Annotated in this window: 27 protein-coding genes; 20 read left to right on the top strand and 7 right to left on the bottom strand. The window is 60.5% G+C overall.

Annotated features, from left to right (window positions below):
• The first annotated feature begins 96 nt into the window (after positions 1 to 96).
• The 4 genes from gatC to QM647_RS16025 all read left to right on the top strand — a co-directional run bounded on the left by gatC (position 97) and on the right by QM647_RS16025 (position 2829).
• Positions 97 to 384 (top strand): Asp-tRNA(Asn)/Glu-tRNA(Gln) amidotransferase subunit GatC, encoded by a 288-nt coding sequence (gatC, locus tag QM647_RS16040; RefSeq protein WP_414996556.1) that lies wholly within the window; start codon positions 97 to 99, stop codon positions 382 to 384.
• Positions 384 to 1868 carry an Asp-tRNA(Asn)/Glu-tRNA(Gln) amidotransferase subunit GatA gene (gene gatA / locus QM647_RS16035; protein WP_414996555.1) on the top strand — a complete coding sequence of 495 codons (1485 nt, stop codon included), beginning with the start codon at positions 384 to 386 and terminating at the stop codon, positions 1866 to 1868. Before gatC ends, gatA begins: the two co-directional genes overlap by 1 nt.
• A gap of 104 nt (positions 1869 to 1972) precedes the next feature.
• A complete protein-coding gene (locus QM647_RS16030; protein ID WP_414996554.1) occupies positions 1973 to 2314 on the top strand; it encodes a hypothetical protein in 342 nt (113 codons plus the stop codon).
• An 86-nt stretch (positions 2315 to 2400) separates the two neighbouring features.
• The gene (locus tag QM647_RS16025) at positions 2401 to 2829 is read left to right on the top strand and encodes a hypothetical protein (protein WP_414996553.1); all 429 of its coding nucleotides are present in this window, start codon (positions 2401 to 2403) and stop codon (positions 2827 to 2829) included.
• Here the strand turns inward: QM647_RS16025 and QM647_RS16020 are convergent.
• On the bottom strand, positions 2826 to 3098 hold the full coding sequence (locus tag QM647_RS16020) for a hypothetical protein (protein ID WP_414996552.1): 273 nt from the start codon (positions 3096 to 3098) through the stop codon (positions 2826 to 2828). The genes QM647_RS16025 and QM647_RS16020 overlap by 4 nt on opposite strands.
• Positions 3099 to 3349: 251 nt before the next feature.
• Here QM647_RS16020 and QM647_RS16015 point away from each other — a divergent pair, with 251 nt between their 5' ends.
• Positions 3350 to 5389, top strand: coding sequence for an OPT family oligopeptide transporter (locus tag QM647_RS16015; protein WP_414996551.1), 2040 nt, complete (start codon positions 3350 to 3352; stop codon positions 5387 to 5389).
• 64 nt (positions 5390 to 5453) lie between these two features.
• Complete coding sequence (locus tag QM647_RS16010) at positions 5454 to 5885, top strand: RidA family protein (RefSeq protein WP_414996550.1); 432 nt, start codon at positions 5454 to 5456, stop codon at positions 5883 to 5885.
• Positions 5886 to 5917: 32 nt separating this feature from the next.
• On the opposite strand, the gene QM647_RS16005 is transcribed toward QM647_RS16010, so the two are convergent.
• A complete protein-coding gene (locus QM647_RS16005) occupies positions 5918 to 6469 on the bottom strand; it encodes an NADPH-dependent FMN reductase (RefSeq protein ID WP_414996549.1) in 552 nt (183 codons plus the stop codon).
• Between the two features lie 14 nt (positions 6470 to 6483).
• Positions 6484 to 7557, bottom strand: coding sequence for a DNA topoisomerase IB (locus tag QM647_RS16000; protein ID WP_414996548.1), 1074 nt, complete (start codon positions 7555 to 7557; stop codon positions 6484 to 6486).
• 166 nt (positions 7558 to 7723) lie between these two features.
• Between QM647_RS16000 and QM647_RS15995 the strand changes: the two genes are divergently transcribed.
• The 11 genes from QM647_RS15995 to virB11 all read left to right on the top strand — a co-directional run bounded on the left by QM647_RS15995 (position 7724) and on the right by virB11 (position 19859).
• Positions 7724 to 8626, top strand: coding sequence for a dienelactone hydrolase family protein (locus tag QM647_RS15995; protein WP_414996547.1), 903 nt, complete (start codon positions 7724 to 7726; stop codon positions 8624 to 8626).
• A gap of 86 nt (positions 8627 to 8712) precedes the next feature.
• A complete protein-coding gene (locus tag QM647_RS15990) occupies positions 8713 to 9606 on the top strand; it encodes a Ku protein (protein WP_414996546.1) in 894 nt (297 codons plus the stop codon).
• Positions 9607 to 12171 carry a DNA ligase D gene (gene ligD / locus QM647_RS15985; protein WP_414996545.1) on the top strand — a complete coding sequence of 855 codons (2565 nt, stop codon included), beginning with the start codon at positions 9607 to 9609 and terminating at the stop codon, positions 12169 to 12171.
• Positions 12172 to 12220: 49 nt separating this feature from the next.
• Entirely contained in the window at positions 12221 to 12442 is a 222-nt protein-coding gene (locus tag QM647_RS15980; protein ID WP_414996544.1) for a hypothetical protein, read from the top strand.
• 221 nt (positions 12443 to 12663) lie between these two features.
• Positions 12664 to 12966 carry a TrbC/VirB2 family protein gene (locus QM647_RS15975; RefSeq protein WP_414996543.1) on the top strand — a complete coding sequence of 101 codons (303 nt, stop codon included), beginning with the start codon at positions 12664 to 12666 and terminating at the stop codon, positions 12964 to 12966.
• A gap of 1 nt (position 12967) precedes the next feature.
• Entirely contained in the window at positions 12968 to 13252 is a 285-nt protein-coding gene (locus QM647_RS15970; protein WP_414996542.1) for a type IV secretion system protein VirB3, read from the top strand.
• Positions 13253 to 13264: 12 nt separating this feature from the next.
• Complete coding sequence (locus QM647_RS15965) at positions 13265 to 15694, top strand: VirB4 family type IV secretion/conjugal transfer ATPase (RefSeq protein WP_414996541.1); 2430 nt, start codon at positions 13265 to 13267, stop codon at positions 15692 to 15694.
• Positions 15694 to 16977, top strand: coding sequence for a type IV secretion system protein (locus QM647_RS15960; protein ID WP_414996654.1), 1284 nt, complete (start codon positions 15694 to 15696; stop codon positions 16975 to 16977). Before QM647_RS15965 ends, QM647_RS15960 begins: the two co-directional genes overlap by 1 nt.
• A 32-nt stretch (positions 16978 to 17009) precedes the next feature.
• A complete protein-coding gene (locus QM647_RS15955) occupies positions 17010 to 17756 on the top strand; it encodes a TrbG/VirB9 family P-type conjugative transfer protein (RefSeq protein WP_414996540.1) in 747 nt (248 codons plus the stop codon).
• Positions 17756 to 18862 carry a type IV secretion system protein VirB10 gene (gene virB10 / locus QM647_RS15950; RefSeq protein WP_414996539.1) on the top strand — a complete coding sequence of 369 codons (1107 nt, stop codon included), beginning with the start codon at positions 17756 to 17758 and terminating at the stop codon, positions 18860 to 18862. Before QM647_RS15955 ends, virB10 begins: the two co-directional genes overlap by 1 nt.
• Positions 18863 to 18872: 10 nt before the next feature.
• Positions 18873 to 19859 carry a P-type DNA transfer ATPase VirB11 gene (gene virB11 / locus QM647_RS15945; protein WP_414996538.1) on the top strand — a complete coding sequence of 329 codons (987 nt, stop codon included), beginning with the start codon at positions 18873 to 18875 and terminating at the stop codon, positions 19857 to 19859.
• A gap of 128 nt (positions 19860 to 19987) precedes the next feature.
• Here virB11 and QM647_RS15940 read toward each other — a convergent pair whose 3' ends face one another.
• Positions 19988 to 20287 carry a hypothetical protein gene (locus tag QM647_RS15940; protein ID WP_414996537.1) on the bottom strand — a complete coding sequence of 100 codons (300 nt, stop codon included), beginning with the start codon at positions 20285 to 20287 and terminating at the stop codon, positions 19988 to 19990.
• On the opposite strand from QM647_RS15940, the gene QM647_RS15935 reads away from it, so the two are divergent.
• The gene (locus QM647_RS15935; RefSeq protein WP_414996536.1) at positions 20268 to 20918 is read left to right on the top strand and encodes an intradiol ring-cleavage dioxygenase; all 651 of its coding nucleotides are present in this window, start codon (positions 20268 to 20270) and stop codon (positions 20916 to 20918) included. The two genes, QM647_RS15940 and QM647_RS15935, sit on opposite strands and share 20 nt — an antisense overlap.
• 54 nt (positions 20919 to 20972) lie before the next feature.
• On the opposite strand, the gene hfaD is transcribed toward QM647_RS15935, so the two are convergent.
• From hfaD to hfaA, 3 genes are read right to left on the bottom strand one after another with little or no spacing between them, the layout of a single operon-like run.
• Positions 20973 to 22205: a holdfast anchor protein HfaD gene (gene hfaD, locus QM647_RS15930; protein ID WP_414996535.1), complete on the bottom strand. Its 1233-nt coding sequence runs from the start codon at positions 22203 to 22205 to the stop codon at positions 20973 to 20975.
• Positions 22144 to 23193 carry a holdfast anchoring protein HfaB gene (gene hfaB, locus QM647_RS15925; RefSeq protein WP_414996534.1) on the bottom strand — a complete coding sequence of 350 codons (1050 nt, stop codon included), beginning with the start codon at positions 23191 to 23193 and terminating at the stop codon, positions 22144 to 22146. The genes hfaD and hfaB overlap by 62 nt, the downstream gene beginning before the upstream one ends.
• Positions 23194 to 23201: 8 nt before the next feature.
• Complete coding sequence (gene hfaA / locus QM647_RS15920) at positions 23202 to 23630, bottom strand: holdfast anchoring protein HfaA (RefSeq protein WP_414996533.1); 429 nt, start codon at positions 23628 to 23630, stop codon at positions 23202 to 23204.
• Between the two features lie 248 nt (positions 23631 to 23878).
• On the opposite strand from hfaA, the gene QM647_RS15915 reads away from it, so the two are divergent.
• Entirely contained in the window at positions 23879 to 24568 is a 690-nt protein-coding gene (locus QM647_RS15915) for a rhomboid family intramembrane serine protease (protein WP_414996532.1), read from the top strand.
• Positions 24569 to 24673: 105 nt separating this feature from the next.
• Positions 24674 to 25105 carry a CBS domain-containing protein gene (locus tag QM647_RS15910; protein ID WP_414996531.1) on the top strand — a complete coding sequence of 144 codons (432 nt, stop codon included), beginning with the start codon at positions 24674 to 24676 and terminating at the stop codon, positions 25103 to 25105.
• The last annotated feature ends 363 nt before the right edge of the window (positions 25106 to 25468 follow it).

Here is a 25468-nt window from a genome sequence, read left to right as displayed (position 1 = left end):
CCGGTCCGATCGCGCAGTTGATTTGAGCGACGCCCTCTTGCCAAACCTGTCCTCAGCCTTTAACCGGACTGCCTTGAAGAATTAAGGAGTCTGGTCATGGCCATTGATGTGGCAACCGTGAAGAAAGTGGCGTCGCTGTCCCGCCTGCGGGAAGGTGATGAGCGCCTGCAATCGCTCGCTGGCGAGCTGAACGGCATTCTCGGCTGGATCGAGCAGTTGAACGAGGTCGATGTCACGGGTGTCGAGCCGATGACCACCGCCATCGAGATGCCGCAGCCGATGCGTGACGACGTTGTTACCGATGGTGACAAGGTTTCGCAGATTGTCGCCAATGCCCCGAAGACCGTCGACGGCTTCTTCATCGTGCCGAAGGTGGTTGAGTAATGAGTGACCTGACGAAACTGACGCTGAAGGCTGCGATTGACGGTCTGAAGGCGAAGACCTTTTCCTCGACCGAACTGACGGAGGCCTTTATCGGCGCCATCGAAACGGCGAACCCGGCGCTTAACGCCTATGTCGAGACGACCTTCGACAAGGCGCGCACGCAGGCCGCCGCCTCCGATGCCAAGCTGGCGAAAGGCGAGGGCGGAGCGCTGGAAGGCGCGCCGCTCGGCATCAAGGATCTCTACTGCACGGCCGGTGTCCGCACCACGGCCTGTTCAGGCATCCTGGAAAACTTCGTGCCGACCTACGAATCGACCGTAACCCAGAACCTGTGGGATCAGGGCGCGGTCATGCTCGGCAAGCTGAACATGGACGAATTCGCCATGGGTTCGTCGAACGAGACCTCTAAGTGGGGCAATGTCGTCAATCCGTGGAAGTCGCGCGGCTCCAATGCCGAACTGACCCCGGGCGGGTCTTCAGGCGGTTCGGCCTCGGCCGTTGCCGCTGATCTCTGTCTCGCCGCCACGGCTTCGGATACCGGCGGCTCGATCCGCCAGCCCGCCGCCTTTACGGGTACTGTGGGCATCAAGCCTACCTATGGCCGCTGCTCGCGCTACGGCATGGTGGCCTTCGCCTCGTCGCTCGATCAGGCCGGCCCGATCACCAAGACGGTGGAAGACGCCGCGATCATGCTGCAGGCCATGTGCTCACACGATGTCAAGGATTCGACCTCACTCGACCTGCCGGTGCCGGATTTCTCGTCCTTTATTGGCAAGTCGGTCAAGGGACTGCGCATTGGCATCCCCGATGAATATCGTCTCGACGGCATCCCCGCCGAGATCGATGCCCTCTGGGAACAAGGCATTGCCTGGCTGAAGGATGCCGGTGCCGAGATCGTTCGCATCTCCCTGCCGCACACCAAATACGCTTTGCCGTGCTACTATATCATCGCCCCGGCGGAAGCCTCGTCGAACCTCGCGCGCTATGACGGCATGCGCTTCGGTCACCGCACGGGCGCCGCGCAGTCACTTACCGATGTCTACGAGCTGTCGCGCTCGGAGGGCTTCGGCAAGGAGGTCAAGCGCCGTATCATGATCGGCACCTATGTGCTGTCAGCCGGCTTCTATGATGCCTACTATGTCAAGGCGCTGAAGGTTCGCCGCCGCATCGCCGAGGACTTCACCAAGGCATTTGAAGCTTGCGATGTCATCCTGACGCCGGCCACGCCGTCTGCCGCCTTCGAGTTGGGCGACCAGGCCAAGGCCGCCGATCCGGTGCAGATGTATCTCAACGACGTCTTTACGGTCACTACTAACCTGGCCGGCCTGCCGGGCATGAGCGTGCCCGCCGGTATCGACAGCCAGGGCCTGCCGCTTGGCCTGCAGGTTATCGGCAAGACGCTGGACGAAGGCACGGTGCTGAATGTCGGCGCGGTGCTGGAAAAGGCAGCTGCCTTCACCACTCGCCCCGCCAAGTGGTGGTAGCGGAAAACGAACAAGGCTGGTAGGCTGGTTAACAGCGGCCGGCGATTTTAGCCTCCCGCCGGATAGCGGGAGGCTTTTTCATGTTCGGGCCTTTGGTAGTTGCGATGATGCTTGTGTCCGACGGCGCGCCGGCCCAGGTGTCTGCGCCGGCGGAGCCACCGCCATCTTCAAAGGCGGAGCTGGAAGACTTCGCCAAGGGCTGCGCTGCCGTTTATTTGCTGACGAGCGAAACCGCGACAGGCTTTCAGCAGAGTGATGCCATGGTCCGGGGCGCCAGCACGGTTGATTATTACCGGCAGTCGACGGAGCTGAGCGCGGAAGAGACGAACCGCAATATTACGGACATGCGCGATCGCCTGGCGGAACGACTGGCGAAGGTGCCGACGCCCCCGTTGAGCGAACTGCGTGCCAATTGCGATGCCGCCTTCGTGCCTGCGGGGAAATAAAGGGCAGGGGGTAACTTGCCGAAACCCGCGGTTCATCTTACACTTGAAGACTGTATTTTCATTGCCGCTGGGAGTGGCAGAGTAACATGCGTAGATTGACCCTTGGTCTGGCCCTGGTTGCGGCCGCTTCTTTTCTCTCCATGCCGGTGATGGCGCAGGAGGCTGCCCCGGACTTGGATCAGGCGCCGGATGCGGACAGTCCGTCGGATCAACAGATTGCCAATATGGCTCTGGTCTGCGTGGCGACCTATGACCTGGTGCTGGCCAAGCAGCCCTCTGGTCCGGTGGCGGACGATGCCGCCGATGCGCGCGACCTGGCGAAATCCATATATATCGAGGCCAGTCAGACCGACGAGGACACGGCCGACGAGGACATTGCGCGCGTCGACTTGGCGCTGGCCACGGCGATCAGCAGCGGCAAGGGCGATCTGAACGAATATCACTCGACCTGCGACAGCCTGCTTTCGGATGAAGATCCGGACGCGGCGTATAGCCCTACGGCCAATATTTCTTAATTCGCGGCTTCGCTGTGCGGCGCCAGCCAGACATCGGCGGTCTCGGTGACCGGATAGATATTCATGCCTTCCGCGCCCGGCGGAATGACGGCGATGTCTTCCGGTGACGGCAGGTGCGAAAACTGGCTGGCTACGGCCACGCCGGCGCCGGTCAGGGTGGCGGCAAACAGACCCAGACTAATCGTCAGGGCGTTAATGTATGAGGGTTTGCGGAGGGGCGGCAGGTTCCAGTAAACCGAATAGGTGCCGGGATGGGTTGTGTCCAACATGTCTGATCTCGTGCCAATGACCGCTAAGGTCCGCCTCACCTGGGTCTCGCCCGACATTAACCATGGGTGCGTAAGATTTCAGTGCGCGCTGAAAGCATGGATATAGGCGGATCGTCAGGGCTGGCCTTTGCCGCTTTCTTGCATTTGGTGTGGAACGGCTCCCTCGCCAGTTCGTTGAATTTGTATCTAAAGCTTGTGTTCGTGGCGCTTTTGGGCACAATCGGCGAAAATAGCCGGGACCGGAGCCTTCCATGAATACCACCGTCACCGCACACCCCAAGGAAATTACCGTTCGCGGCATTATCCTCGGTGTGCTGATAACCCTGATCTTTACCGCCGCGCAGGTCTATCTCGGCCTCAAGGTCGGCCTGACCTTCGCCACTTCGATCCCGGCGGCGGTGATCTCCATGGCTCTGCTGCGTTTTGCCAAGAGCGCCACGATTCAGGAAAACAATATCGTTCAGACGATTGCCTCGGCGGCGGGCACCCTGGCTTCGGTGATTTTCGTGTTGCCGGGCCTGATCATCATCGGCTGGTGGAAAGACGTACCCTTCTTCATCACCTTTGGCGCCTGCGCCATCGGCGGCGTGCTGGGGGTCATGTACACCATGCCCCTGCGCCGGGCGCTGGTATCGCAATCGAGCCTGCCCTATCCGGAAGGCGTGGCGGCGGCGGAAGTACTGCGCGTCGGCACCTCGTCGCGGGAGGGAGCGGCGGAAGGCGCGGCCGGCCTGTGGGCGGTGATTCTCGGTTCAGTGACCTCGGCGCTCTATGCCGCGGGTGCGGCTTCGAAGTTCCTTGCCGGTGAAATCTCGGCCTATTTCAAGGTCAATTCGTCCACCGGCGTTTCCGGCATGGCCGGTTCGTCCTCGCTGGCCCTGGTCGGTGCCGGGCACCTGATGGGGATTACGGTCGGTATCGCCATGTTCTTCGGCCTGTTTCTCGCCTGGGGCGTCGGTGTGCCGATTCTCTCAACCTTCCAGATCGATTCCTTCTGGCCGCTGCATCTGGTGGCAGCCCATCCCGATCCGGCCCTTTCGGTGGAAGACTATGCCGAAGGCATCCGCTCCAGCCAGATTCGCTTTATCGGAGCTGGCGCCATCGGCATGGCCGCCATCTGGACCATTGGCAAGCTGATCCTGCCGGTGTGGGGCGGTCTGATGTCGGCCCTGGAAGCCGGCCGTGCCCGCAAGGCAGGAACCTATGACCTGCCGCGTTCGGAACACGACCTGCCGGTCTGGATCGTCGGCCTGGTTATCCTGATCTCGATGGTGCCTGCGGGCTGGCTGCTGTCCGGGTTCCTGGCGGGCGGTCCCCTGACCGACCTGGCCTTGCCGCTGGTCATTGCCGGCGTGCTCTATATCATTGTCGCCGGTCTGCTGGCGGCGGCCGTCTGCGGCTATATGGCGGGGCTGATCGGCTCGTCCAACTCCCCGGTTTCCGGCATCGCCATCCTGACCGTACTGGGCGCCGCCGTCATCGTCGGCATGATCGGTTACAAGTTCACCGGCCCGAATGTCGAGACGGCGCTGATCGCCTTTACCCTGATGGTCACCACGGTCGTGCTGGCCGTGGCGGTGATCGGGAACGACAATCTGCAGGACCTCAAGACCGGTCAACTGGTCGATGCCACGCCGTGGAAGCAGCAGGTCGGCCTGATCATCGGCGTGCTGGCCGGCGCCGTGGTCGTGCCGCTGACCCTCAACCTGCTGAATAATGTCTGGGGTTTCCCCGGCGATCCGAACTTCCATGCCATCGACGTCAAGGGCGGCACGCTCAATGCGCCGCAGGCCGTGCTGATCTCCACTCTGGCCAAGGGCGCCATCGGCGGTCATCTGCCGCTGGGCTATCTCGGCATCGGCTGCGTGGTCGGCATTCTGCTGATCGCCATCGATGAGGGGCTTCGCCTGTCGTCTGCCGGCAAGTTCAGCCTGCCGCCGTTGGGTGTCGGTCTGGCCATCTACCTGCCGGCCTCGGTGACGGCGCCGGTCGTGGTCGGAGCGGTTGCCGGCTGGATCTTCGTCAAGCTGATCGCGAAAATGAAGACGAAGGATATTGCCGATCGTCTGGGCGTGCTGATCGCTTCCGGCTTTATTGTCGGGGAGAGCCTGTTCAACGTGGTCTATGCCGGCCTGATTGCCGGGACCAAGAACCCGGACATTATCGCCATCCCGACACCGACGCCTGCGGGGCTGGGTATGCTGCTGGCACTGGGTATCGGGCTTGTGATCATCGTAGCCCTCTATATCTGGGCGGCCGGGCAAGCGAAAAAGATCGGCGATACGATCTGATCACGCACGAAAAATTGCACAAAACCCGCTTTCCCCGTCACGCAAAGACCGCTAAAACCCCGTTATGAGCAACGTAGCCGACCGCCCCGCCATCAACCCCATCCCGGCCGATGGCATCACCTATTATCTCCATCCGCATCCGCGTTCGCCTTTTTCGGAGGCCGTTCAGGTCGGGCAGGTGCTTTACCTGTCGGCGATGATCGGGCTCGATGAAAACGGCAAGCTGGCCGAGGGCTTCGAGAACGAGGTCAAGTCGATCATGGCCAATACGGCGGAGATCCTGAAGCGCTATGGTCTGGGCCTGGAGCATATCTTCAAGGCAACGGTCATGCTGACCGACATCACCAAGTGGGGGGATTTCAACCGCCTCTACAAGCCCTATTTCCATCCGGCGCAGTTGCCGGTGCGGACGGCCTTCGGGGTCACCAATCTGGCCTATGACGCCACGGTCGAGATCGAGTTCTGGGCCCATGTGCCGGTCAGCACTGAGGTTTAAGAAACGCCTCCCGAAAGGGAGGCGTTTTTCGTTTACGCGAGTAGCTTCTTCACGAAGGCGACGTAACCGTCCATCCAGCCCTGCAGGAACTTTTTCGTGCCGTCGTTGAGTTCGCCATTTTCAGTATAGAAGCCGTCCTTGATCGTCAGATAGACTTCCGGGCCTGAGAAGGCGGTAACGCCGACAGCGGCCAGCACATCGCGGGCGTGGGCCTGCATCACCGCCGTGCCAATGGCGCCGGGCGAGGCGCCGAACAGGCCGCCCGGTTTCTTGCCCCAGCTATTATGCCCCATCGGGCGTGAGCCGACATCGATGGCGTTTTTCAGCACGCCGGGCACGGAGCGGTTATATTCCGGCGAGATGAAGAGATAGGCTTGCGCCGCGGCAATCTGTTCCCGAAAGGCGATGACGGCCGGTGGCGGGCTTTCCTCGAAATCGAAATTATACAGCGGCAGGTCGCCGATCTCGACAAAGCGAAAGGTCAGACCGGGGGCGTTCAGTTTCACGACCTCATTTGCCAGCTTGCGGTTGATCGAGTCCTTGCGCAGGCTGCCGACGATAACGGCGACGGAAATATCACTCATGGCTTTCTCCGGATTTAAGCGAGACGCTGCTTGAGGAAGGCCAGAACCAGAATCTCCTCCGGCGTCAGTTGTTCATACTGCGCCTGGAGCGCCGTGTCGATTTCGCCGTTGATCTGATTGATCAGACTGCCGTCCATGTAGGCGTCGATGATTTGCGGATGAATATAGGACTTGCGGCAGACGGTGGGGGTATTGCCGAGCTTTTTCGACACGCGTTCGATAGCCGCCACCACATTCTTCTTGGCCTGTACTTCCGTATCGAATTCGGCATAGTCGTGCAGGGCGAGCGCGGCCAGAACCGTTCCGGTCCAGGTGCGGAAATCCTTGGCGGTGAAGGCTTCGCCGGTGATGGATTTCAGGTAGGCGTTGACGTCGCCGGAGGTGACATCGCGCACTTCGCCATTGTCATCGATATATTTGAACAGTTCCTGGCCATCGATATCGGCGCAGGCACGCACCACACGGGCGATGCGCCGGTCGGTCAGCTTGAGATTCCATTCCTTGCCGGACTTGCCCTTGAATCGGAAGCGGATAGTGTGGCCCGATACATCGACATGGCGGTGGCGCAGGGTGGTCAGGCCGTAGGATTGATTGGTTTTGGCGTATTCGTCATTGCCGACGCGGATCAGGGTCTTTTCCAGCAGGGTGACGACGGTGGCCAGTACCTTGTCGCGGGTCAGGCCGCGCTGTGACATATGCTCGGTGGTGACGGCGCGCAGCTTCGGCAGGAAGTCGCCGAAGGCCAGTATATGGCTGAATTTGGAGGCGTCGCGCAGAGTTCGCCATTCGACATGATAGCGGTACTGCTTGCGGCCCTTCGCATCTAAGCCGGTGGCCTGGATATGACCGTTGGCATGGGGGCAGATCCAGACATGCGTATAGGCCGGTGGAATGGCCAGCTTGCGGATGCGGGCGATGACGGCCGCGTCACGGATACGCTCGCCTTTGGTGTCGAAGAAATGGAAATGCTTGCCATAGCGCTTACGGGTAAAGCCGGGGCGGGCATCGCTGACATAGCGCAGGCCTTGTGCGCGGGCCTGGGCCTCGGCATGGCAGGGATCAAGATCGAGCAGGGCGGCGGTTTTCATGGCTCAAACCTGCGGGAGGAACGACGCGAATGCGATGAGAAGATGCGCGGAATTTAATAGGCGCGGCGTAAATGCCCTGAGGTGGCCATGACGGAAATGTCAGTTAACCCTTATTGGCGGGCATGATAGACAAGGCGCGCCGGGGACGCTTCAACAGGAAGACATTATGACGCACGCGCCGGATATGCCCCCTTCGACGGCCTTCAAACCGGAAGTCCTGAAACTGTTCGATAAATATGTGCACGGTCTGATCGATCGACGGGTCTTTCTCAGTCGCGCCGCCCGCTATACGGCGGGGGCCGCCGGCGCCCTGGCGACCCTGACGGCTTTGGCGCCGGATTTCGCCCGCGGTCAGCAGGTCAGTCCGGACGATGCGCATATCAAAACCGCCTGGGTCGATATTCCGTCACCGCAGGGTTACGGCACGATCAAGGCCTATGTGGCGCGGCCGGCCGAGGTCAAGGGCCCGCTGCCGGTGGTGCTTGTGGTTCATGAAAACCGTGGTCTCAATCCGCATATCGAGGACATCGCCCGCCGACTGGCCCTGGATAATTTCATTGCGATCGCGCCCGATGCCCTGACGACCCTGGGCGGATATCCCGGAGACGAGGATAAGGCGCGCGAGCTTTTCGGAAAACTTGACCAGACGAAGACGCAGGCTGATTTCGTGGCGGCGGCCGGTTATGCCCTGAAGATTGAAGGCGGCAATGGCGTGCTCGGCGTGGTCGGCTTCTGCTATGGCGGGGGTATCGCCAATCTTCTGGCGACCAAGATATCGGAACTGAAGGCCGCCGTGCCCTTTTATGGCGCGCCACCGCCGCTTAAGGATGTGCCGAATATCAAGGCGGAACTACTGCTGCATTTCGGCGGCAATGACCAGCGGGTCAATGCCCTGTGGCCGGAGTACGAGGCAGCGCTCAAGGCGGCCTTTATCCGCTATCATGCCTTTGTCTATGAAGGCGCTGAGCATGGCTTCAACAACGATACCACGCCGCGCTTCAATCCGGAGGCCGCCAAGCTGGCCTGGACCCGTACACTGGAACTTTTCAACCGGACCTTACGCGCCTGATCATTTCTTTACGGGGGCTTTTGGCTTTCCTCCTGCGATCCTTACCTGCCGGCGCGTAGGGTAGTGGGGAAAAGAGGAGCGTTCCCATGGCCTTGCGTCCCTACTGGAGCGGCACGATCCGTCTGTCGCTCGTCTCCCTGCCGGTAAACATGTATCTGGCGGTCAACCGGCAGAAGACCATCGCCTTCCATGAAATCTACCGTCCGACCGGCGAGCGGGTGCATCATGCCCTGATGGCGGGGGACAAGCCGGTTGAGCGCGACGATCTGGTCAAGGGCTATGAGGTGGAGAAGGGCGAATATGTTCTGATCGAGCCGGATGAGATCAAGGCCCTGAAAATCCCCTCCAGCCAGGTGCTCGATATCGCCGAATTTGTCGGCGTGGACGATATCGATGATGTCTATATCGAGACGCCCTATTTCATCGCGCCGGATGGCAAGGGCAATGACGCCACCTTTTCGGTGATCCGCGATGCCTTGCGGTCGTCGAAAAAGGTGGCGGTGGGGCAACTGGCGATCGGCGGGCGTGAGCGACTGTGCCGGATACGGCCGTTTGGCAGCGGCATGATCCTGGAGACCCTGCGTTATGAGGATGAGATACGCGAGGAAGACCCGTATTTCGATGACATTCGCGACCGCAAGCCGGACAGTGAAGAGGTCGAGCTGGCGCGGGAACTGATCAAACGCAAGACCCGCAGTTTCAATCCCAGTCAGTTCCACGATCATTACCGTGAGGCCCTGCAGGAACTGATCGACGCCCGCGCAGAACATCGCGAGCCACGCGAGGTTCTGGAGGAAAAGCCGGTGGCCAAGGTGATCAACCTGATGGATGCGTTGCGCCAGTCATTACGGGAAAAAGGCGGCGAGGAGACGCCTGTTCGCAAGGCGCCGGCGCGGTCACGTACCCGAAAGGCGACGCCGCCGAAGTCAGACAAGCCCAAGAGACCCACCCGGAAAGACGCGGCCAGAAAGGCAGGCTAGATGGCTGATAATCTCGAAACATACCGCCGGAAGCGTGATTTCAAGATCACTGCCGAGCCGGAGGGGATTGTCAAGACAACGACCGGGCATCGCTATCTGATCCAGAAACACGCGGCGACCCGGCTGCATTATGATTTCCGGCTGGAACTGGACGGCACGCTGAAATCCTGGGCGGTGACCAAGGGACCAAGCCTCGATCCGGCCGACAAACGCCTGGCGGTCGAGGTCGAGGATCACCCGGTGAGTTACGGCACGTTCGAAGGCACGATCCCCAAGGGGCAGTATGGCGGCGGCACGGTCATGCTGTGGGACGAGGGGAGCTGGGAGCCGATTGGTGATCCGCACGAAGGACTGAAGAAAGGCGATTTCAAGTTCCGGCTGAATGGCAAACGTCTGCAAGGGGAATGGGTGCTGGTGCGGATGAAACCGCGTCCGCAGGACAAGAATCGTAAGGATGGGGGCAGTCACAACTGGCTGCTGATCAAGCATGAGGACGGCTATTCGCGCGAAGGCGATCATGACCAGTACCTGATCGATAACGACACCAGCATCGTCAGCGGCCGGACCATGGACGAGATCGCGGCAGGCGAGGGCGGCGGCAAGGTGTGGAAATCGGGCAAGGCTGTAAAAGCCGTGCCGCAAAAGACGGCAACGACGCCCAGACTGAAATTTATTGAACCGGAACTGGCGACCCTGGCCGATGCCATCCCGACCGGTAAGGACTGGCTGCACGAGGTCAAGTTCGATGGCTACCGCACCCTGGCCTATGTTGAGGACGGACATGTGCGGATGCTGACGCGCACGGGCCTCGACTGGACGCCCAAGTTCCAGGCCCTCGCCGACCGGCTGGAGGGCTTGGGCGTAAAGTCGGCCATTATCGACGGGGAGATCGTGGCGCTGAACGCGGTGGGGCGGTCAAGTTTCACGGAACTGAAGAACGCGCTTTCCGCTGGCCAGAGCGCTGACCTGCAATATTATGTCTTCGACCTGTTGCATTTGAATGGCGAAGACCTGCGCGGCTTGCCTCTGCTGGACCGCAAGACGCGGTTGGCCGACCTGCTCAAGGGCAAGAGTTTCGAGGGCCGTATCAATTTCAGCGACCACTTCTTTGAGGCTGATACGGGTTTCCTGAACAAGATCTGCGGCATGGAAATGGAAGGCCTGCTCTGCAAGCGCGCCGATGCCCCCTATGTCAGCGGCCGGGCGAAGGCGTGGCTCAAGGTCAAGTGCCATAAGCGTCAGGAGTTTGTCATCGGTGGTTTTTCCGACCCGACCCATGCGGAGCGCGGTATCGGCGCCATTCTGCTGGGTTATTACGAGGAGGAAAAGTTCGTTTATGCCGGCAAGTGTGGCACGGGGTTCGACCGCGAGACCTCGGTGGCATTGCGCAAGGCGCTGGATCGGCTGGAAGCGGCCCAAAGCCCGTATGATGACAAGCTGCCGGCCGATGCGCGGCGCGGTGTGCATTATGTGACGCCGAAACTGGTTTGCGAGGTCGAGTTTACCGAATGGACCGATGACGGCCGCCTGCGTCATCCGTCTTTCCAGGGGCTACGCGAAGACAAACCGGCGCAAGAGGTGGGGCGCGACCGCGAACTGCATGTGACAAAGGCCATTATGGAAGCTGATCCGTCGCCCGCCACCAAAACCAAAGCCAAAGCCGGCGACGCCGAAGTGGCGGGCATCCGTATCTCGCATCCGGAGCGGGTGATCTTTCCGGCGCTGGGCGTCACCAAGCTGCAGCTGGCCGAGTATTATGACCGTATCGCCGATCGGATGCTGCCCTATATCATCAATCGGCCGATTTCGATGCTGCGCTGTCCGGAAGGGCTTTCGGATACCTGCTTCTTTCAGCGCCATATCGGCCGGGGTGGGATGGCGCATATCTACGATACCGGCGTGAAGGTTAAGGGACGTGACGAAGACTATGTCATGATCAGGGATCGTGCGGGCCTGATCACCCTGGTCCAGTGGGGCGTCATCGAAATCCATCCGTGGGGTGCGATGGCCAGTGCGCCGGACAAGCCGAGCCAGATGATCTTCGATCTCGATCCCGATCCTGAAACGCCGTGGGAAAACGTCATTGAAGGTGTGCTCGAAGTGAAGGCGCGACTGGATGAGTTTGGCCTCAAGGCCTTTCTGAAAACGACCGGGGGCAAGGGGCTGCATATCGTCGTTCCCCTGATGCCGAAACACACATGGGCGACGATCAAGCCCTTCACGCGCGCCATCGCCCATTCCATGGCGCATGACCAGCCGGATCGATACGTGGCCGTGGCATCTAAGGCGGCGCGCAAGGGCAAGATATTTGTCGACTATCTCCGCAACGACCTGACTGCCACCGCCGTGGCGCCCTACGCCGTGCGGGCCAGAGAAGGGGCCGGGGTGGCGACGCCACTGTTCTGGGACGAGCTTTCGGTGAAACTGAAGCCGACAGACTATAATATCGGCACGATTACCGAACGCGTGGCGCAGCTGAAAAACGACCCGTGGGCTGGTTTCCTGACCACGGAACAGACGATCCGGGAGGATGTCCTGACGGCGCTCGGCATCGACATCACTTGATCTTGCCGGGAGAGGTTGTTAAGCGGAGGCATTCAATGGAGACTGCCCTGTGACCACCGCCGAAGCCCTCGAAAAAATCTACGAATCGCTCGCCAACGACAATCTCGAACTCGACGCGGCGATCAGGGATCTCAAGGCGGCGCTGGCAGCGGAAGGCCTGAAGGAAGCTGTGGTGGAGCCGACGCGCCTGGCGCAAAACAACCGTCAGGGCCGCAAGCTGATGCAATCCTATTTCAAGAAAAAAGGCGTGACGGTCACTTTCGCGCCGTGATCTTATCCGCTGCGGCATGAACGCGGTCATGCTAACGCCGTTATTATGGGTTTCGTTGTCCTTCCGGAGAGCGGAAACACATGCATCTATCATACAAAATCTTGATTCCCGTCCGCGCTTGCGCAACAGTGACACCTGTCCGGTGTTTCTGGCGGTGTTTTTGGCGCACAACAGGCGAATTCGGCCAGGGTCGATAAAGCGGCTGAATAGGGTAGGTTATAATGAAATATCTTTCGCATAGTTTGATGGCCGTATCGGCCGCGCTGATGGGCTTTGCCACTCAGGCGCATGCCCAGATGGTGCCGCAAGGGGCCTCGCCGATCTCCAACGCGCTTGACTGGATCCAGGGCACGCTGATGGGCAAGGTGGCGACCACCGTGGCCGTCATCGCCGTGGCGGCCGTTGGTTTCATGATGCTGACCGGCCGGATGAACTGGCGTTTCGGCGCTACCGTGATCGTGGGCTGCTTCATCCTGTTTGGGGCCGCCACCATCGTCGGCGGCATCCAGGCGGTCGCCAACTAGAATGTCGGACCTTATCAAGTCTCCGGTATTCAAGGCCCTGACCCAGCCGCAGATGTTTGCCGGCGTCACCTACAGCTACTTCATAATCAATGCGGTGCTGACGACCGAGGCCTTCCTGATTTTCCGCTCTTTCTGGGCCTTTGCCGTGGCGCTGATCGTTCATGCCATAGGCTATCTGGCCTGCCTGCGTGAGCCGCGCATCTTCGATCTATGGCTGACCCAGGTGTCGCGCTGCCCGCGCGTGCGCAATTATCGCCTCTGGCGCTGCAATTCCTACCATCCCTGATACTGGATACCCATGGCCGACGGTCCCAAGACATTGAGTGGTTTCGGCAGCTGGTTTGCGAAAGAGCAGCGCGTCGGTGATCGGCTGCCCTATGATCGCCTGCTCGATGACCGCACCATCGTGCTGCGTGACGGTTCGCTGATGCAGTCGCTCTATCTTGAAGGCTTTGCCTTCGAGACGGCCGATACTGATGAGGTCAATCACCGCCAGATTATCCGCGCCGCTGCCTTGCGCGCGGTCGGATCTTCGCGCTTCGTGCTCTATCATCATATCGTCCGCCGGCGGGTCAGTGTCGGGCTGCAATCGAGCTTCGACGATCCGGTGTGCAACCTGATCCAGCGCAAGTGGCAGAGCCGGCTTTCCAGCCGGCAGTTGTTCGTCAATGACCTGTTCATCACCATTGTCCGGCGCAATCCCAAGGGCAAGGTCGGCTTTGCCGAGAGCGTCGCTAATCTGTTCGGGCGCGGCATGGGCGAAAACAGTCAGGCGGCCGGCCTGGCGCGCGATCACAAGGAACTGCAGGCGGCCACCGAAGCGCTCCAGGCCGCGCTCCAGGCCTATGGGCCGCGCGTGCTGGGCGGTTACGAGACGGCGAACGGGCGCTGTTCGGAACCGCTGGAGCTGCTGTCGGCGCTCTATAATGGCGAGATGCGTCCGGTGCTGCGTCCGGGCAGCGACCTGGGGCAATATATCCCCTATCGCCGGGTCAGCTTTGGCGTGGAGGCGCTGGAGCAGTCGTCTATTGGCGACGGCAAGGATTTCTCGGCCATACTGTCGCTGAAGGACTATCCGCCGCACGCCACGCCCGGCATGTGCGACGCCATCCTGCGCCTGCCGTTCGAAATGACCCTGACGGAGAGCTTCGCCTTTGTCGACCGCCAGATCGGGATGGAACGCATCAACCTGGCCCTGCGCCGCATGCGCGCCGCCGATGAGGAGGCCATGTCGCTGCGCCAGGGGCTGATGGCGGCCAAGGACGATCTGGCCACTGGCGGGATGGGTTTGGGTGAGCATCATATGAGCCTGCTGGTGCGGGCCAAATCCTTGAATGCGCTCGATCCGGCGGTGGCCCAGGCCCTGGCGGCGCTAGCCGACCTGGGCGCCGTGGCGGTGCGTGAAGACATCAATCTGGAAGCGGCCTTCTGGGCGCAGTTCCCCGGCAATGAACCCTACATCGCCCGCAAGGCGCTGATCTCGACGGCGGCCTATGCCTCCTTCGCGTCGCTGCACGGTTTTCCGATCGGTCAGCCGGAAGGCAACCACTGGGGGCAGGCGGTCAGCGTCTTCGAGACCTCTTCGGGCACGCCCTACTATTTTAATTTCCACAAGGCCGATCTCGGCAATTTCACCGTCATCGGGCCATCGGGTTCCGGCAAGACGGTGGTGCTTAACTTCCTGGCGGCGCAGGCACAGAAGTTTAAGCCGCGCACCGTGCTGTTTGACAAGGACCGAGGGGCGGAAATCTTTATTCGCGCCATCGGCGGGCACTACGCCACCCTGCGGCCCGGCGAGCCGACCGGCTTCAATCCGTTGCAACTGACGGATAACCCGGGCAATCGTGCCTTCTTACGGTCGCTGATCGCGCAACTGCTGCATCGCCCGGACCAGCCGCTCAATTCAGAAGAAGAGGCGATCATCTCCGAGGCGGTCGACGCCAATTTCGAGCAGGAACCGCAATATCGCCGCCTGCGCTTCTTCCGCGAACTGCTGGGCGGGGTGCGCCGACCGACTCACGGCGATCTGGCCGCCAGACTCAATCCCTGGGTCGGTGAGGGTGAATACGCCTGGCTGTTCGACAATGCCGAAGACGAGCTGGATATGGAGGCCCGCACGCTGGGTTTCGATATGACCCTGCTGCTCAATGACCCGACCTTGCGCACCCCCTGCATGATGTATCTGTTCCAGCGCGTCGAGGAGCGTCTGGACGGTACGCCAACCCTCATCATCATCGACGAGGGCTGGAAGGCGCTGGATGACGAGGTGTTCGCCGCCGCCATCCGTAACTGGATGAAGACGCTGCGCAAACGCAATGCCATCCTCGGTTTCGGTACGCAGTCGGCCAGCGATGCGCTCGACAGCCGTATCTCCTCGGCGATCATCGAGCAGGCGGCCACGCAGATATTCATGCCCAATCCGCGGGCGCAAGCTGAGGATTACTGCGACGGCTTCGGCCTGACCCAGCATGAGCTCGACCTGATCCGGGCCCTGCCGCCGCATGCCCGCGCCTTCCTGGTCAAGCACGGCAACCATTCGGTGGTGGCGCGTCTCGACCTCTCCTCCATGCCGGATATCCTGACTGTGCTTTCCGGCCGCGAGGCCAGCGTGCGCCATCTCGATGACCTGCGCGCACAGCATGGCGATGCGCCTGAAAACTGGTGGCAGGCCCTGGTCGGTACGCCGTGGCCGGAAGAGGCCGCAGCCAAGCGTAAAGGGCTGGCGTGATGCAGATCGGTTATTGCCCCGCCATCAGCCTGGTCGGCGAAACCTCGGTATCGGGGTCGCTCTATGCCATGGATTGCCATATCAATGCGGCGGTCGAGATAGGTTATAACCGTCTGTTCGGATCGGGCGGGGTATTTGGCTATGCCCTGACGGCCATGCTGATCGTCTATGTAGGCCTCCTCGCCATTGGCTTTTTGACGGGCCGCACGCGACTGACCGTTATGATGATGAGTCCGCGCATCATGACCATGGTGCTGGTGCTGACCTTCGTGTCCTACTGGCCGGCCTATCACGCCGTCTTCTACGGTCTGATGATGGGCGGCCCGGACGAGGTGGCGGCGGCGCTGCTGGGCCAGCGCGGCAGTGCGGTGATGAATTTCGCCCAGAGCCTGGACAACCTGTTCGTCCACTTCGCCGAGATCGCCAAAAAGCTCGACCCGGCCTATGGCGTCAATGCCAACAATCCCGGCAATGTCGTCACGACCACGGCGCAGCAGACCCTCATCCTGCCGCACAGCATGCCGGTGACCCTGTTCTGGCTGTCGGGTCTGTGCCTGCTTGTCTCGACGCTCGGCGTGCTGATCCTGACCCGGTTGGTGCTCTATCTGCTGCTGATCCTGGGGCCCGTATTTATCATCTTCGCCCTGTTTCCGCAGACGCGCGGCCTGTTCAATGGCTGGCTGCGCACCACCTTCGTCTTCGCCCTGTCGCCACTTTTGACCGTACTCGGCGGAACGGCGGCTCTGATGCTGTTCGTGCCGTTGATCGAGGCCATCGGTAACGATCCGACGGCAGCAGTCAATTCAGTGCAGCCCATGGTGATCCTGTTCATCGGTTCGGTTATCTATTGCGCCTTCCTCTTTACCCTGATGTGGGTGGCGGCCTCGCTGGTGCGGGACTGGCAGGCGGCCCTGCGCGAAAAGCCGGCCAGCGACCTGCCGATGATGAGCATGACCGGGCAGGGGACGCAGGCCGCGATCTGGCAGACGGCCGGCGTCAATGCCTTGCGTGGCGGCATGACCGTGCCGGCCAGCGATGCCTATGCCCGCACCGATCCGATGGTGACCGCCATCAGCCGCAGCGCCGATGTGGCGGCAGGCGTGACCGGAGGCACAGCAAGCCGGACCGAAACCCTGGGACTTTACGATCCTCAGGGCAGGCAGGGCGGCGCCGACCGCTTCAGCCGTGTTCAGGGGCTCGGCCAGCGCTTCCGCAATCCGTCGGTCATGCCGAACCTGACGACGCCCTCCCCGAGGACCGGGCCCAAAGGGACTGATCTATGATAAAAAAAGCTCTACTGACACTAATAGCTGCCTTGCCTTCTGTCGCTCTCGCCCAGAGTTACGAGCCGGACAGCCGTCTGCGTACGATCGATTACGACCCGGCGGCGGTGGTAAGGCTGGAAGGCTGCCAGAATTTCCAGACCATGATTACCCTGGCATCGGATGAGCATGTCGAGAATGTCGGGGTTGGCGATTCCGCCGCCTGGCAGGTAACGCCGAACAAGCGCGGCAATCTGATCTTCGTCAAGGCCATTGCCGCCAAGGGCTATACCAACATGTCGGTGGTTAGCGACAAGCGCAGCTATAGCTTCGAACTGCGCATGGCGTCGGAATCGGATTGCGCCCATGGCCGCCTGACCTACGAACTGCGCTTCCGCTATCCGCCGGCGCCAAGTTCCGGCGGCACGACGGTCAATCCGGCGCCGGCGCCCGATCCCAATGCCTTCCTGCCGGTGCCGGAAAAGCGCAATGCCGCCTATACCTTCACCGGCGCTTCGGACCTGGTGCCGATCCGCGTGTTCGATGACGGTATATCGACCTATATGAAATGGGCTGTCGGTGTTACGGCACCCGCTGTCTATGCGCTGAATTCCGACAATACCGAGAGCATCGTCAACTATGCCTCGCGCGGCGACTATTTCGTCGTCGAGCAGGTGGCGCCGGGTTTTGTCTTGCGCCGTGGCGATGAAAAGGCCGTGCTTTATAATGACACCTACACCGTGCAGGGGCTGGACAGTCAGTCGCCCAAGCCGCGCGGCCGGAACGGGAGTGCCAAGTAATGGCTGCTGGAACACGTCTGCCGCCAGGCAATGACCCCCGATTGAAGATCGATTCCGAGGAACTCGACGCCGCCAATATCCAGGCGATGCCGCAGGTCGCCAGAGCCTCCAATGGCGTTGGTCTGGCTCTCGGTGTGATCGGCATACTGGGGCTGGGCGCCCTGACCTGGTTCGGTCTTTCGGGCGAAAAGCCGCACAGTCGCCAGTTGCCCCCCCCGTCGCAACAGATGCAGATGCCGCAAAGGTCCATGCGTCAGGGGCCTTCGGTGTTGCCGCCGATCGACCCGTCGGTCAATCCGGTGCAGGGGCCTGAACCACAATCCCTCCTGGTCCAGCCGCCGGTGCAGGGGGCACCCGTGCCCCAGCCCGCACCGCCTGCCGTCGATAACGGCACACGGGCCCCGGCCATGGTCGTCGACAATAGCGTACCTGCGTCCCAGACAGCGGCCCAGCAACAGGCAGCCGCCACGGCAGCGGCAGCTGCTGCGGCAAAACCGGTCAACAGCAACGATGCTTTCGTGGCGTCGCAGACGGCCAATGTGTCGCAAAAGGCAATGAAGATCGGCGATCCGTCGCGCGTGGTGCCGCAAGGAGCGGTGATTCCGGCCGTGCTGGAAACGGCGATCAATTCCGACCTGCCAGGTTATACGCGCGCCATTGTTTCGCGCGATATCCGCAGCTTCGACGGCACCAACATCCTGATCCCGCGCGGGTCGCGCCTGGTGGGGCAATATAAGTCCGGCCTGACTAGCGGTGAAACCCGTGCCTTTATTATCTGGGACCGTCTGATCCGCCCGGACGGGTTATCTGTGCAGCTGGCCTCGCCGGCGACCGACGATCTCGGTCAGGCCGGTGCTTCCGGCAAGGTGAACAGCCATTTCGCCAAGCGCTTTGGATCGGCCATCCTGCTGTCGGTGGTCAACGGGCTTTCCACCATTGCCAGCGGCAAGAGCTCCTCGACTATCGTTATCGGTACGTCGGGTGATGCCTCTGGCGTGATTGGCGAAGCGCTTTCCAACGACATCAAGATCCCGCCGACCATTAAGGTGCCGCAGGGAGCATCGATCCAGGTCTTCGCCGCCCGCGACCTCGATTTCAACCAGTAGGGAACAGCGGATGCTCGTGGCCGAAGACAGCGTGGTGGCTCTGGATGGCGTATATCTGCGCACCTATCTGCGGCCGTTCCTGCCGTTCCTGGAGCGCGAGGACGTCACCGAAATCCTTGTCAATCAGCCGGGCGAGGTGTGGGTTGAGGTCTCCGGTCAGCCCCACATGCAGCGGATTGAAAATCCGGAGATCGACGATCTGCTTCTGAGCCGGCTGGCGGCGCAGATTGCCCGGGTGGCGCACCAAGGCATCAATCGCGAAAATCCCCTGCTGGCCGCCTCCCTGCCGAGCGGCGAACGTGTCCAACTGGTTGGCCCCCCGGCCGCGAAGCACTGGGCCATGGCCATCCGTCGCCACCGCATGGTCGATCTGTCGCTGGAAGCCTATGATCGCGGCGCCATTCCGGATATCGGCGGCAAGGTCAAACGCGACGATCTCGCCTATGCCCGCAAGGAACCGATCCGCTTTCTGAAGGAAGCGGTGGCGGCGCGCAAGACGATCCTGGTCTCGGGCGGCACGTCCTCCGGCAAGACCACATTTCTCAACGCCATGCTGAAGACGATACCGGCGCAGGAACGTATCATCCTGGTCGAGGATACGCCTGAAATCGCCGATAATCATGCCAACTGCCTGCGTCTGGTGGCGGTAAAAGGCGAGATGGGCGAGGCGCGTGTCACGATCAACGACCTGCTGCAGGCCAGTTTGCGTCTACGGCCTGACCGGATCATTGTTGGGGAAATCCGCGGCGAGGAGGCGGTGACCTTCCTGCGCGCCATCAATACCGGCCATCCCGGCTCCTTCACCACGGTCCACGCCAATACACCGAAGGGAGCGCTGGAACAGATCGCCCTGATGGTGATGCAGTCGGGCACCCAGCTGAGCCGGCAGGAAACCCTGTCTTATGCGTCATCCCTGATCGATGTGGTGGTGCAGCTGTCGCGCGTGGGCGGCGAACGGATCATCAGCGATATCGACCTGCCGGCGCGGATTGGCTGATTTCAAGGCGTTAGGTTTCCATCTGAAACCTTCTTGTCTTTCTTGAAATAAAACCGTCGGTCTTTTGGCCGCATTCCTCCCTCACACTCATGCCTTTAAGTCCGGGGAGTACATATGTCAGAGCACCATCAAAATGAACCCGCGCACAAGGAAGTGGGCAGTCTGGAAGACCTTATCCAGTCAGGGTTGACGCCTTCGCGTCGGCGCGCCCTTTTCATGCTGGGCGGGTCTGCAGCGTCCGTCAGCGTGCTGGCGGCTTGCGGCGGCGGTGGATCGTCAGGCGGTAGCGCGAGTTCAAGCAGCAGTTCATCCTCATCTTCCAGCTCGGCTTCATCGAGCGCGTCTTCCAGTTCAAGCAGCTCAAGCAGTTCCAGTTCCTCGTCTTCTTCGGCGACCGGTGAATGCACAGTGGCAGCGACGGAAACCAATGGTCCCTACCCGGCGGACGGCACCAATTCGGTTAATGGTTCGATCGTGAATGTGTTGACCCAAAGTGGCGTGGTTCGCAGCGATATCACCACCAGCTTTGGCAGCTATTCCGGTACGGCGGCCGGTGTGCCATTGACCCTGACAATCACGGTGGAGGACTACAGCCTGGGTTGCACGCCGCTGGAAGGCTATGCCGTATACATCTGGCATTGCGACCGCTCTGGCCTCTATTCGCTTTATTCATCGGGCGTTACGGCACAGAATTATCTGCGCGGGGTACAGGAAACCGACGCCAATGGCCAGGTGACCTTCACCACCATTTTCCCGGCCTGTTACAGCGGGCGGATGCCGCATATCCATGTCGAGGTCTATGCCAGTCTGTCGACAGCGACGACCTCGAACAATGCCGTGAAAATCACGCAACTGGCCTTTGACCGGACGACCTGCGAGACGGTCTATAACAATGCCACCGGCTATAGCGCCAGCGTCAGCAATCTCGCCGCGATCACCTTCGCTTCGGATAATGTCTTCAGTGACGATACCTCGGCGCAGCTTGCGGCGGCGACAGTCAGCCTGAGTGGCGATTATACCAGCGGCTTTACCGGAACCGTATCGGTGGCCGTGGCGTAATAAAAAAGCGCGCCATCGGCAGATGGCGCGCTTTCAATTCAGATGATCGTCGGATCAGTTGCTGACGTAATAGGTCGCGCTGTTGCCCGTGGCACGGGCCGTCGAGACGACTGAACGGCCCTTGGAAACCGAAGCCGTGGCGGTGGCATTGACGTCGGAATTGTTGGTCTGGGTATTGTCCACGCCCATATCGGCCTGACAGGCCGCACAGGCATAGCCCACTGCCGAATTGCCGGTGGCATCGGCGGTAGCGTAAGCGTCCCAACCCTCATTGCCCACAATGGATGCTGTGACATCGACCCCACCAGAAGACAGTTGGGTGTTGTCGATGCGCAGGTACACATCGTTATTACCGGCGACCATGCTGTTGCCGGTGCCGGAAGCGTTGGCATAGATCGCGCCATATTCGTCGGCCTGGAGCACCGCCTGCGACTGGACCTCACCGGCCTGGGTCTGGTTACTGGTGACGACCAGCGAACCGCCGGCGTTTTGCAGATTGGTGTCATTACCCACGGCCGTGGCATTGGCGGAGGTATCCCAGACATTGCCGGCATAGACTTCCGCGCGCGCCTGGGTCATAGCTGACTGGGTCTGGGTGACATCGTGTTCCTGGGAACCGCGGTCGTCGCTGTAGGAGCCGTAATAGTTATTGGTCGCCGTGGCGTTATAGGCGTTGGGCGAGGGCGAATAATGTAGGGTCACCGACGTATTGGCGTGCGCCTCGGTGCTCGATTGCTGCACGGATGTCGAATCCAGGCGGCCATTGGTCACCTGATAGCCTGTATGGTTGACCTCGGCCGTCGAGTCGCCTTCGCCGCTGATATAGATGGCGTTGTTCGGCGACTGGATGTCGGTCGTGGCAATCACCTTGTCTGAGGTGGATTGCTGTTGCGTACTCGCGGTCAGATGCGCGCCCTCGGTCACGCCGGTGGCGTAGTTGGCGATGGCATCCGTCGTGACATAGACTGGTGTGCCGAGCGATGTATCCTCGTCACCGGTATTGGTGCCGGTGATATGGGTCTCGGCCGTCGTCCGCCCCTTGTTGAACTGGTACGAATAGAGGGTCGCGTCGTAATCGACGGTGCTGACCTGCAGTGCATTGCCAGTGGCGGAGGTAATCGCTTTGGTCAGGCCGTCGTTCTGCTCAACATTCAGCGCCTGAGTGGCGCTGATGGCGCCATTCTGGGTCTGGTCATTATTGATGTCCCCGTCAGGGATCTCCTGACTAGTAGCGGCTGTCGCCGTTAGCAGCAGCAGTATGGTCGCGAGGCTTGTCGGCAGCGACATTTTCCCAACGCTTCGGATCGGCGCGCGTACCGGCATTGTTGGTCTCCAGATTGTTGTAGGCCGGGGTCAGGCCGCCCGTGGTGCCCAGGGTGTCGTTGTAAAGGAAGTCATTTTGCGGATCGAGGCAGACCTCGGGGCCGGGGGCACCGTAGAGGTTCGCCATGAATTCCAGCGTGGCGCGTTCGATCATGGCGCGGACCGCCAATTGCATCGGTTCCAGAGCGCCCTGGCCGCCGGAGATGTCGAAGACATTGCCGTTCAGCACATCAAATACGCCAGCCTTCACTTCCTTACCGACGATCTGCTTCTGGTAGGAGATGACATCGACCACTTCCAGCGTACGGGTATCGACGAGGCGCAGATCGAGCGCCACGTTCATAACCAGGGTGCGGCCATAAAGCAGGCCTTTCGGGCCGGTATCGGACGTATCGCCAGCATAGGCGTCGATGCCGTTCGAACGGATATTGTTGTTCAGCTCGGTAATGCCGCCGACAATGAAGAAGTCGGAGCCGGCGACCTGGCCGGCCATGATCTTGCGGTAATCGGCCGGGCGCGTCGGGTTAGCGACGGCGTCGTCGGTGATTAGCTTGTTGTTGGCGTACTTCAGTTCCAGTTCGCCGACTGAAGTGTCGAAGCGCTCGACTTGACGCGCGCCGGCCTTGGCCAGGGCGGTCATCGCCATGAGGGAAGCGCCCTGGGTGATTTCGCGACCGCCATCCAGCGAGGCGCGGCCGGTGTAATCCGAGATGCGGCCGACGGCGAGGCGCGGCGAGGCCAGACGGTGCGCACGAGCATAGGTGCCGAGGCAGACCAGGGCGTCCGAATAGGCAGTCGGGTTTGCCGTCACCGGCGCCTTGCCGATCGGGTTCTTGTAATTGCCTTGGGCGTTGACGCTGGGGGTGGTCATGCAGCCGGTGAGGGCGACGCTGAGGGCGGCCAGGCTGGCGATGGTTGCGACCAGCTTTTTGCCGGGTTTGATATGTGTCATGTGTGCCATCAGTTTAAATTCACGCTCCCGGTTATGTCCGAGCTTGAGCCATTTGCGGTGGCTGTGATGTTGCCGTTATTGGTCTGGGTGGAGTTCACGATAACCGTGTTGTAGCTGCCGTTGACGACGACCGAGAGGCTGTTGCCGATGGCGGTGGCGCCGGTTGAAGACCCCGCGCCGGAATAGGAATCGCCGGCGCCCAGGCTTTTCGAGTAGTTGTAGACGCTGTTGTCGCCATTCATGATGCCGTTCTCGATGACGCGATTGCCGTCCGAGTCACGTGTCGAGGGATCGACCGCGGCTTGCAGCTGGTTGTAGGTAAGGCCATAACCCGCCTGGTAGGATGAGGACGTAGTGCTCATCGTCTGGGCATGGGCAGTGCCGCCAATGACGGCAATACCAAATGCGCTGGTCAGAAGGATGTTTCGTATCGTCATTCGATGGTCCTGGCCTGTGGCTTTGTTGCCGTTGGGGCAATCATGCCCAGCAATTTGAATGCCACCTTGAACGCCAACCCTAAAAATTAGGTGTATTTTTTTCAGAAACTATCGCATTAAATTCAGTTTTATGGGTTTTGTTTGGTATTGGGCCGGCTGTCATAATCTCTGTCAAAAAGAGAAAAACGCGGTCATATATAACCAAAATGAACCATTTTCGTTGTGTAAGTACCGAGAAGTCCCGAAATATGACAGATGAGACCGAGCGCCCGAATTTGGAGCGACGCAAGGAGCCGGCCTTCAATGCGCCCCTTATGGCAGTGGTTCTGCCATTGCTGATTATAGGCTGTTACGCTCTGCAGATTTCAGGCGGTCCGGTTCTGGAAAATGCACTGCTCGACAGTTTTGCCTTGTCGCCCCTGTTGTTGAGACAGGGTAATTTCGAGCTGTTGTTTACGCACCTCTTCCTGCACGGCAGCTGGACTCATGTTCTCTTTAATGCCGCGGCCTGTCTAATCTTCGCTACGCCGGTCATTCGCGCGTTTGGTAAGGGGCTGGGCGCGACATTATCGTTCTTCGCCTTCTTCTTTCTCTGCGGGATTGCTGCCGGGCTGGGCTTTTGCCTCCTCAATCTCTCTTCTAATGTGCCAGTGGTCGGTGCTTCCGGCGCTATATATGGCCTGATCGGTGCCTCCAGCCGCATTGCTGGCGTGAGAGGTGTTGACGGCGATATCGTGCCGCTGACCAATTCGCGCGTGCTCAGCTCCGGTGCAGTGTGGATCGGCATCAATCTGGCGACGGCGCTGTTGCCGTTCCTGCCAGGAGGGAGGGGCATTGTGATTGCCTGGCAGGCCCATATTGCCGGCTACCTGTTCGGAGTCCTGGTCATCGGCCACTGGCTCAAGGCATTCCATCCCCGATTCTTCACGAGAATTTGACGCGTTTACCGTGTATTTCAATTGATTTTCCGCAAGGTGGGCGCACCCTCAATCTCCCTTTTATGTGAGCGCCAAAAGGCGCCAGTCATCCGGGGAGGGTGATCAATGCTGATAAATCAGTTGCTCAATGCCAAAGGCCGTGAAGTCTATACAGTCACGCCCGATGATAGTCTCTCTTCCGTCGCCGCACTTCTATATACGCGTAAGGTCGGCGCCTTTGTCGTCACCGAGCGTGGAGAGCGGGTGGTGGGGATCGTGTCGGAGCGCGACATTATTCGCGCCATCGCGACAACGGGCGGGCAGGCGCTCGGCCAGCCGGTCAGTCAGATAATGACGCGGGAAGTGTTCTCGGCCAAGCCGGGCGAGACGATCGATGCCCTGCTGGGGCATATGACGGATCGCCGCATTCGCCACCTGCCGGTCATGGAGGGCGAGCGCCTGATCGGCATTGTGTCGATCGGTGACCTGGTCAAGGCCAAGATCGCGGCCACGGAACACGAAGCCCAGACCCTGAAGGCCTATATAACGGCCGGATAGGCGCAAGGTGTGGAAAAGACTCAGTTTCTTCTTTTTTGGGGTTGCGCTGCGGCGATGACCTCAATAGAGAGCGCCCCTCGCTGTTACGGTCCTTTTCAAGGGTTGCGACGAAGGCGGAGTTGGCCGGCTTGGTTGATTCATTTTGAGTTTGTAAAAATTCAATTAACGCTTGATGCCAATCTGAAATGGGACTACAACGGCGCTTCTTCTGAGTCTTAAGTATCTGGCGGGGATTGTTCTTCGGAATTGTCCGTCTGGGAATGTTTTGTCTCTGATTTGCAGGATTTAAACGGCCTTGTGAAAAAGAGAAAAAGCTCGGTTGACATGGGGTTTGTGTTTCCTTAGAAGCGCCGCTCCTGCTGA

This window comes from Asticcacaulis sp. (genome assembly GCF_047605585.1).
Classification (GTDB): Bacteria; Pseudomonadota; Alphaproteobacteria; order Caulobacterales; family Caulobacteraceae; genus Asticcacaulis.
The sequence above is the reverse complement of the archived record's forward strand: the minus strand, read 5'-3'. Positions and strand labels throughout refer to the sequence as shown.

Bases quoted from the DNA above. Each gene is read 5' to 3' on its own strand.
- gatC (WP_414996556.1), top strand. From the start codon at position 97: ATGGCCATTGATGTGGCAACCGTGAAGAAAGTGGCGTCGCTGTCCCGC.
- gatA (WP_414996555.1), top strand. From the start codon at position 384: ATGAGTGACCTGACGAAACTGACGCTGAAGGCTGCGATTGACGGTCTG.
- QM647_RS16030 (WP_414996554.1), top strand. From the start codon at position 1,973: ATGATGCTTGTGTCCGACGGCGCGCCGGCCCAGGTGTCTGCGCCGGCG.
- QM647_RS16025 (WP_414996553.1), top strand. From the start codon at position 2,401: ATGCGTAGATTGACCCTTGGTCTGGCCCTGGTTGCGGCCGCTTCTTTT.
- QM647_RS16020 (WP_414996552.1), bottom strand. From the start codon at position 3,098: ATGTTGGACACAACCCATCCCGGCACCTATTCGGTTTACTGGAACCTG.
- QM647_RS16015 (WP_414996551.1), top strand. From the start codon at position 3,350: ATGAATACCACCGTCACCGCACACCCCAAGGAAATTACCGTTCGCGGC.
- QM647_RS16010 (WP_414996550.1), top strand. From the start codon at position 5,454: ATGAGCAACGTAGCCGACCGCCCCGCCATCAACCCCATCCCGGCCGAT.
- QM647_RS16005 (WP_414996549.1), bottom strand. From the start codon at position 6,469: ATGAGTGATATTTCCGTCGCCGTTATCGTCGGCAGCCTGCGCAAGGAC.
- QM647_RS16000 (WP_414996548.1), bottom strand. From the start codon at position 7,557: ATGAAAACCGCCGCCCTGCTCGATCTTGATCCCTGCCATGCCGAGGCC.
- QM647_RS15995 (WP_414996547.1), top strand. From the start codon at position 7,724: ATGACGCACGCGCCGGATATGCCCCCTTCGACGGCCTTCAAACCGGAA.
- QM647_RS15990 (WP_414996546.1), top strand. From the start codon at position 8,713: ATGGCCTTGCGTCCCTACTGGAGCGGCACGATCCGTCTGTCGCTCGTC.
- ligD (WP_414996545.1), top strand. From the start codon at position 9,607: ATGGCTGATAATCTCGAAACATACCGCCGGAAGCGTGATTTCAAGATC.
- QM647_RS15975 (WP_414996543.1), top strand. From the start codon at position 12,664: ATGAAATATCTTTCGCATAGTTTGATGGCCGTATCGGCCGCGCTGATG.
- QM647_RS15970 (WP_414996542.1), top strand. From the start codon at position 12,968: ATGTCGGACCTTATCAAGTCTCCGGTATTCAAGGCCCTGACCCAGCCG.
- QM647_RS15965 (WP_414996541.1), top strand. From the start codon at position 13,265: ATGGCCGACGGTCCCAAGACATTGAGTGGTTTCGGCAGCTGGTTTGCG.
- QM647_RS15960 (WP_414996654.1), top strand. From the start codon at position 15,694: ATGCAGATCGGTTATTGCCCCGCCATCAGCCTGGTCGGCGAAACCTCG.
- virB10 (WP_414996539.1), top strand. From the start codon at position 17,756: ATGGCTGCTGGAACACGTCTGCCGCCAGGCAATGACCCCCGATTGAAG.
- virB11 (WP_414996538.1), top strand. From the start codon at position 18,873: ATGCTCGTGGCCGAAGACAGCGTGGTGGCTCTGGATGGCGTATATCTG.
- hfaD (WP_414996535.1), bottom strand. From the start codon at position 22,205: ATGTCGCTGCCGACAAGCCTCGCGACCATACTGCTGCTGCTAACGGCG.
- hfaB (WP_414996534.1), bottom strand. From the start codon at position 23,193: ATGACACATATCAAACCCGGCAAAAAGCTGGTCGCAACCATCGCCAGC.
- hfaA (WP_414996533.1), bottom strand. From the start codon at position 23,630: ATGACGATACGAAACATCCTTCTGACCAGCGCATTTGGTATTGCCGTC.
- QM647_RS15915 (WP_414996532.1), top strand. From the start codon at position 23,879: ATGACAGATGAGACCGAGCGCCCGAATTTGGAGCGACGCAAGGAGCCG.
- QM647_RS15910 (WP_414996531.1), top strand. From the start codon at position 24,674: ATGCTGATAAATCAGTTGCTCAATGCCAAAGGCCGTGAAGTCTATACA.